Source organism: Serratia sp. 4542, from assembly GCF_016805595.1.
Classification (GTDB): Bacteria; Pseudomonadota; Gammaproteobacteria; order Enterobacterales; family Enterobacteriaceae; genus Serratia; species Serratia nevei.
Window position 1 is genome coordinate 277,844 of the sequence record NZ_RXKV01000003.1, and the last position, 18,855, is coordinate 296,698.

An 18,855-nucleotide genomic window follows, 5' to 3' on the forward strand; every position below is an offset into this window, starting at 1 on the left:
GGTCACAGACCCCGGACAAAATGCGTGGTAACACTTTCAGGAGGTTTCCTGTGAACAAGTCAATGTTAGCCGGTGTTGGGATTGGTATCGCTGCCGCTCTGGGGATTGCCGCGGTAGCCAGCCTGGACGTCTTTTCTGCCGGTCCGCAGTACGCGCAGGTGCTCGCCGCAACGCCGATTAAAGAAACCATCAAAACGCCGCGTCAGGAATGCCGCAACGTCACCGTTACGCACCGTGCGCCGGTACAGGATGAAAACCGCATCGCCGGCTCTGTGCTGGGCGCAGTGGCGGGCGGCGTGATCGGCCACCAGTTCGGCGGCGGTCGCGGGCGCGACGTGGCGACCGTGGTCGGCGCGCTGGGCGGCGGCTATGCCGGCAACCAGGTGCAAGGGGCGATGCAGAACAACGACGTCAGCACCAGCGTTCAGCAGCGTTGCAAAACGGTCTACGACAAGTCTCAGAAAATGCTGGGTTATGACGTGACCTACAAGATCGGTAATCAGCAGGGCAAGATCCGCATGGATCACGATCCGGGCACGCAAATCCCGTTGGATAAAAACGGCCAGCTGGTGCTGAACAGAGCCTGATCGCCACATTCGAATTAAGCCCGCGGGCAGTGTTAGTTCTGATCGTTTAACCCGGTTAAGCGAGCGGCGTTAACATTGACGCGGGTTTCTGTTTTCTGCCTGCCCAAAAATTTGCGATCGTTCTAATGTCTGCGTGCCATATCACTGGGCAAAACTTCAAAAAAGCCCCCGCGTTTGTTATATTATTGTGCAATTAAGCGGTGTGTTCGGTGCCAATCGCCGCACCGGTAAAACCCGAGTATTTCGTCTCGCAGAGATAACGACATGTTAGATTTTCGCTTTCCGACAGCGTTGCAAATGGTCCTTAGCGTCGCCGTAGCTGAGAAGCAGGGCATGCGTTCGACGAGCGCCACCCTCGCCGCCGCTCTGGAAGCCAACCCCAGCTTTATCCGCAAACTGATGGTCCCGCTGACCAAAGACGGCATCATCGTTTCCACCCTGGGCCGAAACGGCTCTATCCATCTCGGCCGCCCGGCGGAAGAGATCACCCTGCGGGACATCTATCTGGCGGTGATCGACGACAAGCGCATCTGGGCTTCCCGCCCTGAAGTGCCGGCCCGCTGCCTGGTGAGCGCCAACGCCTGTTGGTATTTCAAATCGGTGGTGAACGAGGCCGAGCAGGCCTCGCTTGCGGTGCTGGCCCGCCACACCGTGGCCGATTCTCTGGCCGAACTGGAGCGGGGCGACAAGCGCGTCTGCGCGGAATACGCCGCCGAGCAAGAGGCCGAAGCCGCCGATAAATAATCGCGGTTCGCATGCATAAAAAAGGTCGGGCAATGCCCGACCTTTTTGCATGTTAAGACGATGATTACGCCGTCTGCGGCTGCGCTTTGCGTGCCACCAGGCGCCGCAGGGTGACGTAGAACACCGGCGTCAGGAACAGCCCGAACAGGGTGACCCCCAACATGCCGGAGAACACCGTGATGCCGGTGACGCCACGCACCTCGGCGCCGGCACCGTGGCCGAGGATCAGTGGGATGGTGCCGGCGATGAAGGCGATGGAGGTCATCACGATCGGCCGCAACCGCAGGCGACAGGCCTCCAGCGCCGCCTCGACGATGCCTTTGCCCTGCATTTCCAGCTCGCGGGCGAACTCGACGATCAGAATGGCGTTCTTGCAGGCCAGCCCCATCAGAACGACCAACCCGACCTGCACGAACACGTTGTTGTCGCCGCCGGTCAGCCACACGCCGAACAGCGCCGACAGCATGGTCATCGGCACGATCAGGATCACCGCCAGCGGCAGCGTCCAGCTTTCGTACAGCGCCGCCAGCGCGAGGAACGCCAGCAGCACCGCCACCGGGAACACCACCAGCGCGGCGTTGCCCTGGGTCGATTGTTGGTAGCTCAGATCGGTCCACTGGATGTTCATGCCGTTCGGCAACAGCTTGCCGGCCATCTGCGTCAGCGCGCCCATCGCCTGGGTAGAGGAGAGCACGCGCGGATCGGCGTCGCCGATCAGGTCCGCCGCCGGGAAGCCGTTATAACGGATCACCGGATCCGGGCCGTAGGTGGTGCCGATGCTGACCATACTGCCGATCGGCACCATTTCGCCCTTGTCGTTGCGGGTGCGCAGGTTGGCGATGTCCTCCACGCTGTCACGGAACTGGCCGTCGGCCTGCGCCATCACCTTCCAGGTGCGGCCGTAGCGGTTGAAGTCGTTGATGTAAGACGAACCGAGGTAGGTCTGCAGCGTGCTGAACAGCGCATTAAGCGGTACCCCTTGCGCCTTGGCCTTGTCGCGATCGATTTTGGCGTCCAGCTGCGGCACGTTGGCCTGATACGAGGAGATCGGGAACCCCATCCCCGGCGTTTGCATAATGGCGCCGGACATGGTGTTGATCGCCGTTTGCAACGCGCCGTAGCCCAGCCCGGCACGATCCTGCACGTACAGCGAATAGCCGGAGCCTTGGCCAATGCCGAGGATCGGCGGCGGCATGATTGAGAAGGCGAAGCCTTCCTGAATCTGTGAAATGCGCGCGTTGATCTCGGCGTTGATCTGCGCCGCGGTGCGGGTACGGGTGCTCAACGACTCCAGCGCGAAGAACACCGTGCCGGTATTCGGCGTATTGGTGAACTGCAGCGCATTCAGGCCGGGGAAGGCCACCGCATCGGTGACGCCGTCCACGCTCAGGCCGATGGCGCTCATCTTGCGGATCACCGCATCAGTGCGCTCCAGCGAGGCGCCTTCCGGCATCTTAACGCCGCCGATCAGGTACAGCTTGTCCTGCGTCGGGATAAAGCCGCCGGGTACGGTCTTGAACATCACGCCGGCGGCGGCCAGCAGCAGCAGGTAGACGACGAACACCGCGCCGCGCCGGCCCAGCACGCGGGAGACGCCGCGCTGATAGCGTTGCGAGCCGCTGGCGAAGAAGCGGTTGAACGGCCGGAACAGCCAGCCGAACAGCCGGTCAATCAGGCGCGACGGCAGATCTTTCGGCGCGCCGTGCGGTTTAAGCAAGCGCGCCGCCAGCGCTGGCGACAGGGTCAGCGAGTTGATGGCGGAGATCACTGTCGAGATGGCGATGGTGACGGCGAACTGCTTGTAGAACTGGCCGGTAACGCCGGAGAGGAACGCCATCGGCACGAACACCGCACACAGCACCACGGCGATGGCGATGATCGGGCCGGAGACCTCGCGCATCGCCTGGTGCGCCGCCGCCAGCGGCGACAGCCCCTCTTCGATATTACGCTCGACGTTTTCCACCACCACGATGGCGTCATCCACCACGATGCCGATCGCCAGCACCAGCCCGAACAGGCTGAGGGTATTGAGCGAAAAGCCCAGCATATACAGCGCGGCAAAGGTGCCGACCACGGAGATCGGGACCGCCAGCAGCGGAATGATCGAGGCGCGCCAGGTCTGCAGGAACAGAATGACCACCAGCACCACCAGGATCACCGCTTCCAGCAGGGTATCCACCACCGCGCGGATCGAATCGCGCACGAACACCGTCGGATCGTAAGGCGATTTCCAGCTCATGCCGTCCGGGAAGCGGGTCGCCAGCTCGGCCATCTTGCCGCGCACTGCGTCCGACAGCTCGATGGCGTTGGCGCCCGGCGACTGGAAGATGCCGATACCGACCGCATCCTTGTTATTGAGCTGGGCGCGCAGCGCGTAGCTGCCGGAGCCCATTTCGATGCGCGCCACGTCGCGCAGCCGCACGATCTCGCCGTTGTCGCCGCTCTTGAGGATGATGTTGCCGAACTCTTCTTCGTTTTGCAGGCGGCCCTGGGCGTTGATCGACAGCAGATAGTCGCTGCGCGTCGGCATCGGCTCCGCGCCGAGCTGGCCGGCGGAGACCTGCACGTTTTGCTCCTGCATGGCGCTCACCACGTCGGAGGCGGTCAGGCCACGCGCGGCGACCTTGTTCGGATCGAGCCAGATGCGCATCGCGTACTCACCGGCGCCGAAGATCTGCACCTGGCCGACGCCCGGCAGGCGGGCGAGCTCATCCTTGACCTTCAGGGTGGCGTAGTTGCGCAGGTACAGCGAATCGTACTTGCCGGAAGGCGAGACCAGATGCACCACCAGCGTCAGCGCCGGGGACTGCTTCTGGGTGGTGATGCCCTGGCGGCGCACGTCTTCCGGCAGGCGCGCTTCGGCCTGTGCCACGCGGTTTTGCACCTGCACCTGCGCCTGATCGGGATCGGTGCCGGGGCGGAAGGTGACGGTGGTCACCAGCACGCCGTCGGAACCGGCGACCGATTTCATGTACATCATGTTTTCGACGCCGTTGATCGCTTCTTCCAGCGGCGTGGCCACCGTTTCAGCGATCTCTTTCGGGTTGGCGCCCGGGTATTCGGCGCGCACCTGCACGCTGGGCGGTACCACGTCCGGGTACTCGCTGATCGGCAGCAGCGGGATGGCGATCGCCCCGGCGACAAAAATCAGGATCGACAGCACCGCGGCAAAGATCGGCCGGTCGATGAAAAAACGGGAAAAGTCCATGGGTCAGAAGTCTCTGCTGGGAGCTTAGTTAAGTGCGGAGGCGATAGGGTTCATGGCGACGGCTTTCGCGTCGACCGGCATGCCCGGCATAAACACTTTCTGCATGCCGTCGACGATCACCCGATCGCCGTTTGCCAACCCTTTCTGCACGATGCGTAACCCTTCGGCCATGCGGCCCACGTCGATGTCGCGGCGCTGCGCCTTGCCGTCTTTATCGACGATGTAAACGAACTTGCGGTTCTGGTCGGTCATCACCGCTTTATCGTCGATCAGCATGGCGTTGAACTCGGCGCTGCCGGGCATCTGTACCCGGGCGAACAGCCCCGGCGTGAAGCGGCGATCGCGGTTGTCGAGCAGGGCGCGCATGCGGATGGTGCCGGTCCCGGCGTTCAGCTGGTTATCGGTGAAATCCACCAGCCCCTGATGCGGGGTGCCGTCTTCGCCCACCAGGCCGACTTTCACCGGCAGGCGCGCGTCGTGCCGGCCCTGCTGCTGATAGCGCAGGAAGGTGGCTTCATCCACGTCGAAATAGACGTAGACCTTGTCGAGGGACACCAGCGTCGTCAGCACGCTGGCGCTGTCGCCGGTGGTGACCAGGTTGCCGGCGGTGATCATTGCGCGGCTGGCGCGCCCGTCAATCGGCGCGGTAACGCGGGTAAAGTCGAGATTCAGCTGCGCCATGTCGAGCTGGGCCTGTGCCGCCAGCACGTTGCTTTGCGCCTGCGCGGCGGACGACCGGCGCTGCTCCCAAACTTCCTGAGAGATGGCCTGAGTGCCGATCAGTTTCTCGGTGCGCGAGGATTCGCTGCGCGCCAGGGCGGCTTGGTTGCGTGCCCGCACCAGCTCGGCCTGCGCCTGTTCGCGCGCGGCGCGGTAGGTGCGATCGTCGATGGTGAACAGCACCTGGCCTTTCTTCACCTCGTCGCCTTCGGTGTAGTTGACCCGCTCGATGTAGCCGGAGACCCGTGGGCGCAGCTGCACGCTTTGCACCGCTTCGACCCGGCCGTTGAAGGCATCCCATTGGCTGATGGGCTTGACCACCACGCTGGCGGCGCTGACCACCGGCGGCGGTGGCGGGGCGTTATGCGCGACGCTGTTGTCGCACCCGGCGAGTAGGGTGGCCAGCAGCGCCACCCCGGAGAGCCGCTGGCCCAGAGCGACGGCGCGCGTGCGGCCGCCGGCGTTGAACGATGAGTTTGGTTGATTTGCCATTATTTTTATTCCGATAAGTAAGCGCGGTCAGGCCCCATACCCGGCCCTGTTCTCCGGGATTCGCCCATGCGCCGGCGTGCGGCGAGGGGGCGGCTGCGCCCAGCAGCGGCGCAGCGTTAGGTTTTGAAACACATTGGTGTCACATTAATGTATCAATATCGGTTACATTAATTGGGTGGAGTATAGTGGCGGCTTTCTGGTAAATGCAATAATAAAAATTGCATTTAAAGCGAAACTGTTGCAACGTATGTGCATCGGGCAGAGGGTGACCCTGCCGAATGATGGGAGCATCAGCATGAACACTACGGGCTTTATTACCGATTTGAAGGCGTGGATCGACAACAATCTGGAAGAGAAACTGGATATCAACACCGTGGCGGACCGCGCGGGGTATTCCAAATGGCATCTGCAGCGCATGTTCAAGCGCCAGACCGGCTACGCGCTGGGGGAGTATATCCGCATGCAAAAACTGAAAGTGTCGGCGGAGCGCCTGGCCAACAGCGGCGAGCCTATCGTCAGCGTGGCGATTTCGCTCGGCTTCGACTCACAGCAGTCGTTCAACCGCAGCTTCAAACGCCAGTTTGGCCAAACGCCGGGCGACTGGCGCCGCGCGTTGGCACAGCCGGCGTCCATGGGGCGCACGCACCACTGAGCGGTTGGGCAGTGGGGATAAAAAAGCCTGAATTTGCGTTCGGGCTTTTTTGTCTTTACCCGTGGGGATTCAAAAGTTGTCGCAACTGCCTGACTTCGCCACCGTGTCGCTGTCGCGGCAGAATATGCGAATCGCCTCGTTGAGGGAGTTTGAACGAGAAGGCGTCCAGTAGTTTTCAATGACCAGGTAGCGAACGGTATGCTGGCGGGAGTGGAAACCAAGGACGTCAAATATGCCTTCAATAGCGGCAAGTACAGGGTTTGACGAGTCGATTTCATAACGAATATCGACGATGGCCGCCTCCGGCGCCATCCAGGTGCGATTGGAAAGTGGCGGCACGCGAAACTTGAATGAGGAGTTCGCGGATAGGCGCTGGCCATCAAGCTCTTTAAATTCTGCGGCGGGAACATAGCTCTGGTTGCCGCCCGGCAAGGTAATCTGCCCTTTTTCATCGCGGGTGGCATACACATCCTCGGTGACTTTGTAGATCACTTGCTGGACGTCGGGGGGAACGATGCGGAAGGATTTTACGGTACGATCCGAAGGCGTGTCGTTTGTCAGTTGGAACTCATAGGCTCTTCCGACGGATTGAACGAAAGCTAATGAAACGCTGCCGGCGAAGTACTGATAGGCGGCGCCCAATATCGCCACGAGAATCCCCGAGCCTACCAAAAATGCCGATACTTTCGCTAAACGGTTATTCGATTTTTCTTTAACGGGGCCTGTCTTTGGCCGCGGGGCATTGCCTTTCTTCTTACGCGCCACGTTTCTCCCTTGCATTACGCATTGGCCTACCTATATGAGGGTATTATGATCGACAGCTTATGCCGCTGTCGAGGGGGCGCTCTCTGCGCCGGTGCACTATGCAAACAAAAAAGCCCGAACGCGAGTTCAGGCTTCTTCGTAGAATATGACGGTGAGGGAGGGATAGATTCGCTGCGCTCACCCTGCGGGCCGCCGTTGGCGGTCCAAAACGCAGGCGTTTTGTCGAACCCTGTCGAGGGCTCTCACCCTCCCGGTCGGTGCGCTATGCAAACAAAAAAGCCCGAACGTGAGTTCAGGCTTCTTCGTAGAATATGGCGGTGAGGGAGGGATTGATTCGCTGCGCTCACCCTGCGGGCCGCCGTTGGCGGTCCAAAACGCAAGCGTTTTGTCGAACCCTGTCGAGGGTTCTCACCCTCCCGGTCGGTGCGCTATGCATACAAAAAAGCCTGAACGTGAGTTCAGGCTTCTTCGTAGAATATGGCGGTGAGGGAGGGATTGATTCGCTGCGCTCACCCTGCGGGCCGCCGTTGGCGGTCCAAAACGCAGGCGTTTTGTCGAACCCTGTCGAGGGTTCTCACCCTCCCGGTCGGTGCGTTATGCAAACAAAAAAGCCTGAACTTTCGCTCAGGCTTTCTCGTTAGAATATGGCGGTGAGGGAGGGATTCGAACCCTCGATACACTTTCGCGTATACACACTTTCCAGGCGTGCTCCTTCAGCCACTCGGACACCTCACCATATTTTTTTGTTGCGAAATCATCGCTGCAACGGGGCGCTACTATAGGGAGTGGGGCCGATCCGGTCAAGAATAATTTCTGTGTTTTTGTTCGTCCGCTCAAACCGTGCGCACTTTGCTGAAAACTGCGGCGAACGGCAGGGCAGATGTCATGAATGGGCGAGAAAATCAGCGGTAAGGTTCGTGGATAACCGGCGGAAATGAGAATCGCGGTCGCAGAGGGGGGAGATGCGCAGTGCACCATGCAAAAAAAAGCCTGGAAGCGAATCCAGGCTTTCTCTTTGAATTTGGCGGTGAGAGAGGGCTTGATTCGCTGCGCTCACCCTGCGGGCCGCCGTTGGCGGTCCAAAACGCAGGCGTTTTGTCGAACCCTGTCGAGGCTTCTCGCCCCTCTCGGCGGTGCACCATGCAAAAAAAAGCCTGGACGCGAATCCAGGCTTTTTTTTTAAATTTGGCGGTGAGAGAGGGCTTGATTCGCTGCGCTCACCCTGCGGGCCGCCGTTGGCGGTCCAAAACGCAGGCGTTTTGTCGAACCCTGTCGAGGCTTCTCGCCCCTCTCGACGGTGCACCATGCAAAAAAAAGCCTGGACGTGAATCCAGGCTTTCTCTTTGAATTTGGCGGTGAGAGAGGGCTTGATTCGCTGCGCTCACCCTGCGGGCCGCCGTTGGCGGTCCAAAACGCAGGCGTTTTGTCGAACCCTGTCGAGGCTTCTCGCCCCTCTCGACGGTGCACCATGCAAAAAAAAACCTGGACGCGAATCCAGGCTTTTTTTTAAATTTGGCGGTGAGAGAGGGGTTCGAACCCTCGATACACTTTCGCGTATACACACTTTCCAGGCGTGCTCCTTCAGCCACTCAGACACCTCACCGTTTTGTTGTCGAAAACGCGTTGCGCTGTCGACGGGCGCTAATGTAGGAGAATCTGATCTCAGCGTCAACTCTCTTATTTCATTCTCATGACTGTTTAGCCAAACTTGCAGCAATTTGCTGATTTACCGAACGATATTCCCACTCGCGGCCGCCGGCGGGCAGGGCAGGCAGCGGTTGGAATCCATGAAAGACGATTGTTTGACCTTTTTCTGTACAGATAGCTCAATATGTCGCCAATGAGGTTGGGTTGTTTGCTGTTATATGCATTAATACTGGATTATTAGTCAGATGTGTCGCTAAATGGAATCATGTCGGCGCGGCGTTTTTGGCAAGGAATATCACGACGCCGCGCAGATTGCCGGGTGACAGGCCGGCGATATCGCAGACAGGGACAGACTCATTACATAATAATGCAGTAGAGGTTCGTTTTGACTCCTTCAGATGCCATGCCGGCGCCGCAAGCGCGCCATGCCATTCCCCCCGGTGCGGGGGCGCTGTTCTTCATCCAGATCTTCGCCACGCTCGGCTTCGCCGTGCTTTACTCTACGCTGGTGCTGTACGCCACCAAGCGGCTGGGCTTTAACGAAAGCAGCGCCAACGCCATGATGGGCGTATTCGGCGCCTTCAACTATGGCCTGCACATGTTCGGCGGTTACCTCGGCGGCCGATTCCTCAGCAACCGCAACCTGTTCGTGCTCGGTATGGTGCTGCAGGTGATCGGCTGCGCGCTGATTGCCGTCGCGGGCGTGTGGGGGCTGTACTGGGGGCTGGCGATGTTCCTGACCGGCAGCGGCCTCAACGTCACCTGCATCAATATGATGCTCACCCAGCGTTTCAAGCCGGACGATGATCGGCGCGAATCGGCGTTCCTGTGGAACTACGCCGGTATGAACCTCGGGTTCTTCGTCGGCTTTACCGTCGCCGGGTATTTCCAACTGACGGAAAACTACCGCGCGCTGTTCCTGTTCGCCACGCTGGGCAACGCGGCGGCGATCATCGTCGCTGTCTGCCGCTGGCGCATTCTGGCGGATCTCAATACCCCGCTGCATGACGCCAGCCGCAGCCAATACCGTTGGCGCATGCTGGTCGGGCTGGCGGTGCTGGTGGCGCTGGTGCCGATTATCCGCGTGATGCTGACCCATGCCGAGTTCAGCGGCCACTTCGTGATCGTGCTCGGCGCGCTGATCTTCCTGATGCTGTGCGTGGTGACGCTGCGCCACCACCCGCGCGATGAGCGCCGCAGAATGGCGGCCTATCTGATCCTGGCGCTGGGCTCGCTGGTGTTTTGGGCGCTGTACCAGCTGGCACCGATGGGGCTGATGCTGTTCTCCGAGCACAACATCAACCTGAACGTTTACGGCATTCAGGTGGCGCCGCAGTGGATCCAGAACATCAACACGCTGGTGATCGTGGTGGGCGGCCCGCTGCTGGCCTGGTGGTTCAACCGCCTGCGCGCTCGCGGTTGCAACATCGACATTCCGCTGCAGTTCTCCGGATCGCTGTTCTGCATCGGCTTGGGCATGCTGGTGCTGCCGCTGGGTATCAGCATGGCGGGCGGCGACGGGCTGGTGGCATTCAAATGGATCGTTATCAGCTATGTGCTGCAAAGCGTCGGTGAATTGATGATCTCGCCGATCGGCTACGCCATGATCGGCAAGCTGGCGCCGCCGCGCTATCAGGGCGTGATGATGGGCTGCTGGATGATGGTGACCGGCGTCGCCTCGGTGCTGGCGGGCTACGTCTCCGGCCTGATGCCGGAAAACAGCGGCAGCACGCCGCTGCAAACCAACCCCGGCTACAGCGAAATCTTCAGCGCGCTGGGCTGGGGGGCGACGGGCGTTGGCGTGGCGATGCTGATTTTAATTCCGCTGCTGCGGCGCCTTATCCGGCGCGACGGCCCGTCCGCCGCCTGATTCGCTAACATGCACAACAGCCCCACTGGTCGGGGCTGTTTTTATTTTGGGCTTTAACGCTTGCATCCGGCGGCGAATCGCGGAAGGCTGGAGGAAAACCAATAAAAACAAACGGGAGCCCGCAGTATGAACATCATTTATTACCACCCCTTGTTTAACGCCCAGGAATGGCTGGCCGGCATCAAGCAACGCCTGCCGCAGGCCGAGATCCGCGAGTGGCAGCGTGGCGACGAGCGGCCGGCCGATTACGCGCTGGTGTGGCGCCCGCCGCACGAAATGCTGGCCAACCGCCGCGATCTGAAAGCGGTGTTCGCCCTCGGCGCCGGCGTTGACGCGATCCTCGATCAGGAGCGCAAACACCCCGGCACGCTGCCTGCTGGCGTGCCGCTGCTGCGGCTGGAGGATACCGGCATGGCGCAGCAGATGCAGGAATATGCGTTGAGCTATGTGCTGCGCTATTTCCGCCGTTTCGACGAGTATCAGGCGCTGCAGCAGCGGCAGGAGTGGCAGCCGCTCGATCCGCACTCGCTGGATGATTTTACCATCGGCATCCTCGGCGCCGGCGTGCTGGGGCAGAGCGTGGCGCGCAAGCTGACCGAGTTTGGCTTTAGCGTGCGCTGCTGGAGCCGCAGCGCCAAACAGATAGATGGCGTGCAAAGCTTCGCCGGGGAGGCGCAGCGCGCGGCCTTCCTCGACGGCGTCAAATTGGTGATCAACCTGCTGCCCAATACGCCGGAGACCGTCGGCATCCTCAACCGCGAGCTGTTCGCGCAGTTGAGCACGGGCGCCTATCTCATCAACATCGCGCGCGGCGCGCATCTGGTGGAGGCCGATCTGCTGGCAGCGCTGGAGCAGGGGCAACTGGCCGCCGCCACGCTGGACGTGTTCGCCCGCGAGCCGCTGCCGCAGGATCACCCGTTCTGGCGTCATCCGCGTGTCACCATTACCCCGCATATTGCTGCCATCACGTTGCCGCAGCAGGCGATGGATCAGATCGCCGCCAACATTCGCGCGCTGGAGGCGGGGCATGCCCCGGCCGGCGTGGTCGACAGGCAGCGGGGGTACTGATCCTTCAGCCGCCGTTCGGTAACTGATAAGCTGTTATCGTCATCGCGCCTGTCCGTACCTTTGCGGGCGGGCCCTCTGGAAGGAGAAACAATGTACCCCGTTGATTTGCATATGCACACCGTCGCCAGCACCCACGCCTACAGCACGCTGCACGATTACATCGCCGAAGCCCAGCAGAAGGGCATCAAGCTGTTCGCCATCACCGATCACGGCCCGGACATGGCCGATGCGCCTCACTACTGGCACTTTATGAACATGCACGTGTGGCCGCGCCTGGTGAACGGCGTGGGCATTTTGCGCGGCATCGAAGCCAACATCAAAAACCTGCAGGGCGACATCGACTGCACCGGCCCGATGTTGGCCGCCACCGACGTGATCATCGCCGGTTTCCATGAGCCGGTGTTTGCGCCACAGGATAAAGCGTCCAATACTGAAGCGATGATCGCCGCAATGGCGCAGGGGGACGTGCATATCATCAGCCACCCCGGCAACCCGCGCTACCCGATCGACATTCCCGCCGTCGCGGCGGCGGCGGCCAAATACGAGGTGGCGCTGGAGCTGAATAACTCGTCGTTCACCCATTCCCGCAAGGGCAGCGAGGCCAACTGCCGGGCGATCGCCGCCGCGGTGCGCGATGCCGGCGGCTGGCTGGCGCTGGGCTCGGATTCGCACGTCGCCTTTTCGCTGGGTAACTTTGAGCACTGCGAGCGCATTATCGACGAGGTGGGCTTCCCGCAGGAGCGCATTCTCAACGTTAGCCCGCGCCGGTTGCTGGACTTTCTCGAGCGGCGCGGCAAGCCGGCGATTGCGGAATTGGCCGATTTGTGACATCGTCCCGGCAAAATTTTCCGTATTGTATAAGGCATTATCATGAATGAGTTTTCCATTGTCTGCCGCGTGCTGGGTACGCTGTTCTACCGTCAGCCGCAGGATCCGCTGCTGGTGCCGCTGTTCGCGCTGATCAAAGAAGGCAAGCTGCAGCAGCACTGGCCGCTGGAGCAGGATGACCTGCTGAAGCGCCTGCAGCAGGGCTGCGACGTCAACCAGCTGGCGACCGACTTCAACGCGATGTTCGTCGGCAGCGAATGCAGCGTGTCGCCGTTCCGATCCGACTACGTTGAAGGCGCCAGCGAGGCGGAAGTGCGCACCTTCCTGCAGCAGCGCGGCATGCCGCTGGCGGAGGCGCCGGCCGACCATTTCGGCCAGCTGCTGCTGGCAGCGTCCTGGCTGGAAGATCAGTCGCAGGAAGATGAAGCGCAGGCGCAGATCGTCCTGTTCGACGAGTTCCTGCTGCCGTGGTGCGGCCGCTTCCTCGGCAAAGTGGAAGCGCACGCCACCACCGCTTTCTACCGCACGCTGGCGCTGATGACCCGCGACGCCATCCAGGCGATGCGCGACGAGCTGGCGGAGTACGAGCAGGACGACGAAGCGGGCGACGAAGAAGCGTAACGCCGCAGCTTATCCCGGCGGGCCGCCCGGCCCGCCGATCCGCTAAACACAGGTTTGCATCCCCCAGACGTAAATTGACAAAAGATCCCCTAATCTGGCGGTTTACCGTCGGTTCGGCCGCGCCTGCGCGCCGCGCTTTTTCACGCAAGGGGTAGATGATGAAAAGTAACTGGATGCAGCAGATTCAAACGTTGATCGGGCAGAAGGCCGGCGCGATGGGCGGAGCAGAAGGCATCGGCAAGCTGCTGGCGCCCACGGCGCTGGGCGGCCTGGTCGGCGTGCTGTTGGCCAACAAATCCTCGCGCAAGCTGGTGGGCAAGTTCGGCAAGAATGCGCTGATCGTCGGCGGCAGCGCGGCGGTGGGCGCGGTGTTGTGGAACAAGTACAAGCAGCGGGTGAAGGAGACCCATCAGGGCGAACCGCAGTTCGGTTTGCAAACCACCCCGGTGGATCTGCGCGCCAAACGCCTGGTGCAGGCGCTGGTGTTCGCCGCCAAGAGCGACGGCCATATCGATGCCGACGAGCAGCGCGCCATCGATCACAGCCTGGCGCAGCTGCAGGTGGGGGAGGAGGCGCAGAGCTGGGTGCAGGAAGCGCTCGATCAGCCGCTCAACCCGGAATTGATCGCCCGCAGCGTGCAAAACGAAGACGAGGCGCTGGAGGTTTACTATCTGAGCTGCCTGGTGATCGACGTCGACCACTTTATGGAGCGCGGCTACCTCGATGCGCTGGCGCAGGCGCTGAAGATCCCGGCGGACGTCAAGCAGGGCATCGAGAGCGACGTCAACGAGAAAAAACGCGAGCTGGCATAGCGCCGCTTGGCAAGCCGGGGGGAATCGTGTCACTCTTGCCGCAATCTATGTAAGCGGATGATTTAGCAATGATGACCCCACCGAAAGCGGAAAAACGCCCTTATCCCATCACCATCCACGGCGACACGCGCGTGGATGACTATTACTGGCTGCGCGACGACGAGCGCGCAGACCGCCAGGTGCTGGACTACCTGCAGGCGGAGAACGCCTACACCGATGCGATGCTGAAACCGCAGCAGGCGCTGCGCGAAACCCTGTACGAAGAGATGGTGGCGCGCATTCCGCAGCAGGAACATTCGGTGCCTTACGTGCGCCACGGCTATCGCTATCAGACGCGCTATGAGCCGGGCAACGAATACGCGATTTCCGTGCGCCAGCCGCAGGCCGAGAGTGAGCACTGGGAAGTGCTTATCGACGGCAACCAGCGCGCCGAGAACCACGAGTTTTACACCCTGGCCGGGCTGGACGTCAGCCCCGACAACCAGCGGCTGGGGGTGGCGGAGGATTTCCTGTCGCGCCGCCAGTATGACATTCGCTTCAAGAACCTGGCCGACGGCAGCTGGGCGGACGAAGTGCTGGAGAACACCTCCGGCAGCTTCGAGTGGGCCAACGACTCCTCGACGGTGTACTACGTGCGCAAGCACGCCAAGACGCTGTTGCCGTATCAGGTCTATCGCCACGTGGTGGGCAGCGATCCGCAGCAGGACGAGCTGATTTACGAAGAGCGGGACGATACTTTCTACGTCGGGCTGGAGAAGACCACCTCTGAGCGCTTTATCCTGATCCACCTGAGCAGCACCACCACCTCGGAGATCCTGCTGCTGGACGCCGATCGTGCGGACGCCAAGCCGCAGCTGTTCGTGCCGCGCCGCAAGGATCATGAGTACGCCATCGATCACTATCACCAGCATTTCTACATCCGCTCCAACAAGGACGGCAAGAACTTCGGCCTGTACCAAAGCGAACAGGCGGACGAAGCGCAGTGGCAGACGCTGATCGCCCCGCGCGCCGACGTGATGCTGGAGGGCTTCAGCCTGTTCCGCGACTGGCTGGTGGTGGAGGAGCGCAGCGCCGGCCTGACGCTGCTGCGCCAGATCCACTGGCAGACTGGCGAAGAGAAGCGCATCGCCTTCGACGATCCGACTTACACCACCTGGCTGGCGTATAACCCGGATCCGGAGACCGCGCTGCTGCGCTACGGCTATTCGTCGATGACCACCCCGACCACGCTGTACGAGCTGAACATGGACAGCGGCGAGCGGACGATGCTCAAACAGCAGGAAGTGAAGAACTTCACGCCGGAAAATTACCGCAGCGAGCGGGTGTGGGTGAAGGCGCGCGACGGTGTCGAGGTGCCGGTATCGCTGGTGTATAGCCAGGACCGCTTCCAGCGCGGCGCCAACCCGCTGATGGTGTACGGCTACGGCTCCTACGGCAGCAGCATGGATCCGGCGTTCAGCGCCAGCCGCCTGAGCCTGCTCGATCGCGGTTTCGTGTTCGTGCTGGCGCACATTCGCGGCGGCGGCGAGCTGGGGCAGCTGTGGTATGAAGACGGCAAGCTGTTCAATAAGCAGAACACCTTCAACGATTTTATCGACGTGACTGAAACGCTGGTCGCCCAGGGATACGGCGACGGCAAGCGGGTGTTCGCCATGGGCGGCAGCGCCGGCGGCCTGCTGATGGGGGCGGTAATCAACCAGGCGCCGCAGCTGTTCCACGGCGTGGTGGCACAGGTGCCGTTCGTCGACGTGGTGACCACCATGTTGGACGAGTCGATCCCGCTGACCACCGGCGAATACGACGAGTGGGGTAACCCGAACGAGCAGGCCTATTACGACTACATCAAGCAGTACAGCCCGTACGATCAGGTGAAGGCGCAGGCATACCCGCATCTGCTGGTGACCACCGGCCTGCACGATTCGCAGGTGCAGTATTGGGAGCCGGCCAAGTGGGTGGCCAAGCTGCGCGAGCTGAAAACCGACGATCGGCAGCTGCTGCTGTATACCGACATGGATGCCGGCCACGGCGGCAAGTCCGGGCGCTTCAAGGCCTATGAGGATATTGCGCTGGAGTACGCCTTCATTCTGGCGCTGGCGGAGTAACGGTATTCGGCGGGCGGCCTCTGTGCCGCCCGCCGTGTTAGCCAATCAGATAGTATTTCAGCGTGTGCTTCATGTCCGGGCTCAGATCGTCGATGGATTTCAGCATCCAGCGCAGATAGCCGGGATCTTCCTGGGCGATGCGATCGATCTCCTGCCCGCGATACTTGCCGAATTTGAACTTCTTCAGCAGCACCGGTTGTTCGGTGATCTGCACCATTTGCTCCGGCGTCCAGCCCGAATCCTTGATGATGCGTTGCAGCAGCGCGGCGGTGACATAGCAGTCATACAGCGCGCGGTGCGGGTACAGCGTGGCGTCTGCCGGTAGCTGCACATCCAGGTTCAGCGCATAGCGCAGATACTGGTTGCCGTACTTGATGTCCGGATACAGCGTGCGCGCCAGCTTGAGGGTACAGATCCAGGCGCCGTTCATCTCCGGCAGCACGCCGCGATCGAAAGCGGCGTTGTGCGCCACGTAGTAGGGGCTGCCCTGATAGCGGCCGATCGCCACCGCGATGCGCGGTTTGCCTTCCACCATTTGCTCGGTGATGTGATGAATCGCCATCGCGTCGAGGCTGATGGGGCGATCCGGGCTGACCAGATCGCTCATCGGGTTGGCCAATTGACCGTCGAGCAGATCGAGGGAGGCCACTTCCACCACGCCGCCGTCCAGCCCGCAGGTCTCGGTATCTATTACGCGTAACGTCATGTTTTCCTCCGCGTTGCCGTCAGCCCTCAGCTTAACCGGCACAGGCGGCCGTGCCAACCGCACCCTCACTACAGGCAATAAAAAACCCGCCTTGGCGGGTTTAATGACGGATGGAAGGACGCTTACTCACCAGACGGATGCGCTTTTTTGGCGCGTTTCTCCGCACGTTTCTCAGCTGGGGTTTTCAACGGCTTCTTCTTCGCATTCTTTTTGCTATCCATTCCCTTACTCATGATGGCCTCTCGTTACCTATGATTGGGTGGCTTGCTCAGCCATTAACCGCCTAAAGCCAAGAGGATGCAAGCGGCAAAGTGCAGGTTTAGGTTAACCGGCTGTTTGTGCATGAAATTTTGTTTTTGGATGACCGGGTGCTAAAAATAAATATTATGTTATAATGTTACACCTTTGGTGTTGGGAGAGCGCAATGACAGTCATGACGTTACCGGATGCGCAGCAACTGCTGGCCATGCCGGATTCTGATTATATGAACTCGGTTCAACGGGCGTTTTTCCGCCAACTGTTGCAGGACGAGCGGCAAAAGTTGCTGCTGCACATCGATGAGCTGAAAAAAGAGATCGACGGCGGTGAAGCGACGGGCGATGAAGCCGACAAGGCGGCGCGCGAAGAGGATCTGCGCCTGCTGTTCCGCCAGTTGGATCGCGAAAGCCGCCTGCTGCCGAAAATCGACGCGGCGCTGGCGCGATTGCAGAACGGCGAGTACGGCTACTGCCGGGAAACCGGCGAACCTATCGGGCTGGCGCGCCTGCTGCTGCGCCCGACGGCGGAGCTGAGCATCGAGGCGAAAACCGCACAGGAGATGCGTGAGCCGCATATGCGCAAAGGTGGCTAATTGAGTCCCGCCGGGGGGGCGAATGTGCCCCTCAACCGATCGGACCTGTGGGCATTTTGCAGGCAGGTCGTTGTGATTTTGAGCAAACGCGCGCCGAGTTCTCGGCGCGCGTTCGAGTTTTCGGGTTTTACCGTTGACCTGCCGGGCGGCTTCCGCTTTGATGAAAGCATGACTCACAGAGAGACGGAAAGCGCCATGGAACAATTACGAGGTTTGTACCCGCCGTTAGCAGCATACGACAGCGGTTGGCTGGACACTGGGGATGGCCACCGGATCTACTGGGAGCTGAGCGGCAACCCGAACGGTAAACCGGCGGTCTTCATTCACGGCGGGCCGGGCGGCGGCATCTCCCCGCATCATCGTCAGCTGTTCGATCCGGAACGCTACAAGGTGCTGCTGTTTGATCAGCGCGGCTGTGGCCGCTCCCGTCCGCACGCCAGCCTGGACAACAACACCACCTGGCATTTGGTGGCCGATATCGAGCGGCTGCGCGACATGGCCGGCGTCGATCAATGGCTGGTGTTCGGCGGTTCCTGGGGATCGACGCTGGCGCTCGCCTATGCGCAGACCCACCCGGAGCGCGTCAGTGAAATGGTGCTGCGCGGCATCTTCACCCTGCGTAAGCAGGAACTGCTTTGGTATTACCAGGACGGCGCGTCACGCTTCTTCCCGGACAAATGGGCGCGCGTGCTGTCCATTCTGTCGGATGAAGAGCGTAAAGACGTGATCGCCGCCTACCGGCAGCGGCTGACTTCGGCCGATCCGCAGGTGCAGCTCGAAGCGGCCAAGCTGTGGAGCGTGTGGGAAGGGGAAACGGTGACGCTGTTGCCGAGCCGCGAATCCGCTTCGTTCGGCGAGGATGATTTCGCCCTGGCGTTCGCCCGCATTGAAAACCACTATTTCACCCACCTGGGCTTCCTGGAGAGCGATGACCAGCTGCTGCGCAACGTGCCGCTAATCCGCCATATTCCGGCGGTGATCGTCCACGGCCGCTATGACATGGCCTGCCAGGTGCAGAACGCCTGGGATCTGGCTAAGGCCTGGCCGGAAGCGGAGTTGCATATCGTGGAAGGGGCGGGGCATTCGTTTGATGAGCCGGGCATCTTGCACCAACTGATGATCGCCACCGACCGGTTCGCCAGCAAGTGACGTAAAAAACCCGCCGTTACGGCGGGGTTTTTTT

The 18,855-nt window shown here is 61.1% G+C and carries 15 protein-coding genes, 2 tRNA genes and 3 other RNA genes; 11 read left to right on the forward strand and 9 right to left on the reverse strand.

Features of this window, described 5'->3' with window-relative positions; genetic code table 11:
* Nucleotides 1-50 precede the first annotated feature (50 nt).
* Nucleotides 51-587: a glycine zipper 2TM domain-containing protein gene (locus tag EKL15_RS03755; RefSeq protein WP_168166356.1), complete on the forward strand. Its 537-nt coding sequence runs from the start codon at nucleotides 51-53 to the stop codon at nucleotides 585-587.
* A gap of 264 nt (nucleotides 588-851) precedes the next feature.
* The gene (locus EKL15_RS03760) at nucleotides 852-1,331 is read left to right on the forward strand and encodes an Rrf2 family transcriptional regulator (protein ID WP_060432120.1); all 480 of its coding nucleotides are present in this window, start codon (nucleotides 852-854) and stop codon (nucleotides 1,329-1,331) included.
* Between the two features lie 64 nt (nucleotides 1,332-1,395).
* Here the strand turns inward: EKL15_RS03760 and sdeB are convergent, their stop codons facing one another.
* Nucleotides 1,396-4,539, reverse strand: coding sequence for a multidrug efflux RND transporter permease subunit SdeB (gene sdeB, locus EKL15_RS03765; RefSeq protein WP_203088827.1), 3,144 nt, complete (start codon nucleotides 4,537-4,539; stop codon nucleotides 1,396-1,398).
* A 24-nt stretch (nucleotides 4,540-4,563) separates the two neighbouring features.
* Complete coding sequence (gene sdeA, locus EKL15_RS03770; RefSeq protein ID WP_203088834.1) at nucleotides 4,564-5,751, reverse strand: multidrug efflux RND transporter periplasmic adaptor subunit SdeA; 1,188 nt, start codon at nucleotides 5,749-5,751, stop codon at nucleotides 4,564-4,566.
* A gap of 295 nt (nucleotides 5,752-6,046) precedes the next feature.
* On the opposite strand from sdeA, the gene EKL15_RS03775 reads away from it, so the two are divergent.
* Complete coding sequence (locus EKL15_RS03775) at nucleotides 6,047-6,403, forward strand: helix-turn-helix domain-containing protein (RefSeq protein WP_004928813.1); 357 nt, start codon at nucleotides 6,047-6,049, stop codon at nucleotides 6,401-6,403.
* Between the two features lie 69 nt (nucleotides 6,404-6,472).
* Here the strand turns inward: EKL15_RS03775 and EKL15_RS03780 are convergent, their stop codons facing one another.
* The 6 genes from EKL15_RS03780 to EKL15_RS03805 form a co-directional block, all read right to left on the reverse strand.
* Nucleotides 6,473-7,168: a hypothetical protein gene (locus tag EKL15_RS03780; protein WP_142109692.1), complete on the reverse strand. Its 696-nt coding sequence runs from the start codon at nucleotides 7,166-7,168 to the stop codon at nucleotides 6,473-6,475.
* A 146-nt stretch (nucleotides 7,169-7,314) separates the two neighbouring features.
* Nucleotides 7,315-7,434: non-coding RNA, RtT sRNA (locus EKL15_RS03785), on the reverse strand.
* A 46-nt stretch (nucleotides 7,435-7,480) separates the two neighbouring features.
* A non-coding RNA gene (locus EKL15_RS03790) (RtT sRNA) lies at nucleotides 7,481-7,600 on the reverse strand.
* Nucleotides 7,601-7,646: 46 nt separating this feature from the next.
* Nucleotides 7,647-7,766, reverse strand: a non-coding RNA gene (locus tag EKL15_RS03795) — RtT sRNA.
* 47 nt (nucleotides 7,767-7,813) lie between these two features.
* Nucleotides 7,814-7,903, reverse strand: a tRNA-Ser gene (locus EKL15_RS03800).
* Between the two features lie 778 nt (nucleotides 7,904-8,681).
* A tRNA-Ser gene (locus tag EKL15_RS03805) sits at nucleotides 8,682-8,771 on the reverse strand.
* 447 nt (nucleotides 8,772-9,218) lie between these two features.
* Between EKL15_RS03805 and EKL15_RS03810 the strand changes: the two genes are divergently transcribed.
* The 6 genes from EKL15_RS03810 to EKL15_RS03835 all read left to right on the forward strand — a co-directional run bounded on the left by EKL15_RS03810 (nucleotide 9,219) and on the right by EKL15_RS03835 (nucleotide 16,116).
* Nucleotides 9,219-10,685 carry a peptide MFS transporter gene (locus EKL15_RS03810; protein ID WP_049202801.1) on the forward strand — a complete coding sequence of 489 codons (1,467 nt, stop codon included), beginning with the start codon at nucleotides 9,219-9,221 and terminating at the stop codon, nucleotides 10,683-10,685.
* Between the two features lie 126 nt (nucleotides 10,686-10,811).
* Complete coding sequence (ghrA, locus tag EKL15_RS03815; protein ID WP_060419491.1) at nucleotides 10,812-11,753, forward strand: glyoxylate/hydroxypyruvate reductase GhrA; 942 nt, start codon at nucleotides 10,812-10,814, stop codon at nucleotides 11,751-11,753.
* A 90-nt stretch (nucleotides 11,754-11,843) separates the two neighbouring features.
* A complete protein-coding gene (locus EKL15_RS03820; RefSeq protein ID WP_060442897.1) occupies nucleotides 11,844-12,581 on the forward strand; it encodes a phosphatase in 738 nt (245 codons plus the stop codon).
* A 42-nt stretch (nucleotides 12,582-12,623) separates the two neighbouring features.
* The gene (locus tag EKL15_RS03825; RefSeq protein ID WP_203088835.1) at nucleotides 12,624-13,202 is read left to right on the forward strand and encodes a molecular chaperone; all 579 of its coding nucleotides are present in this window, start codon (nucleotides 12,624-12,626) and stop codon (nucleotides 13,200-13,202) included.
* 158 nt (nucleotides 13,203-13,360) lie between these two features.
* Entirely contained in the window at nucleotides 13,361-14,014 is a 654-nt protein-coding gene (locus tag EKL15_RS03830; RefSeq protein WP_060440713.1) for a tellurite resistance TerB family protein, read from the forward strand.
* Between the two features lie 68 nt (nucleotides 14,015-14,082).
* Nucleotides 14,083-16,116, forward strand: coding sequence for a S9 family peptidase (locus EKL15_RS03835; protein WP_203088836.1), 2,034 nt, complete (start codon nucleotides 14,083-14,085; stop codon nucleotides 16,114-16,116).
* Nucleotides 16,117-16,153: 37 nt separating this feature from the next.
* On the opposite strand, the gene exoX is transcribed toward EKL15_RS03835, so the two are convergent.
* Complete coding sequence (exoX, locus tag EKL15_RS03840) at nucleotides 16,154-16,822, reverse strand: exodeoxyribonuclease X (RefSeq protein ID WP_180548403.1); 669 nt, start codon at nucleotides 16,820-16,822, stop codon at nucleotides 16,154-16,156.
* Nucleotides 16,823-17,246: 424 nt separating this feature from the next.
* Between exoX and dksA the strand changes: the two genes are divergently transcribed.
* Both dksA and pip read left to right on the forward strand, forming a co-directional pair.
* Nucleotides 17,247-17,672 carry an RNA polymerase-binding protein DksA gene (dksA, locus tag EKL15_RS03845; protein ID WP_033653830.1) on the forward strand — a complete coding sequence of 142 codons (426 nt, stop codon included), beginning with the start codon at nucleotides 17,247-17,249 and terminating at the stop codon, nucleotides 17,670-17,672.
* Nucleotides 17,673-17,867: 195 nt separating this feature from the next.
* Nucleotides 17,868-18,821 carry a prolyl aminopeptidase gene (gene pip / locus EKL15_RS03850; protein WP_203088838.1) on the forward strand — a complete coding sequence of 318 codons (954 nt, stop codon included), beginning with the start codon at nucleotides 17,868-17,870 and terminating at the stop codon, nucleotides 18,819-18,821.
* Nucleotides 18,822-18,855: the final 34 nt, after the last annotated feature.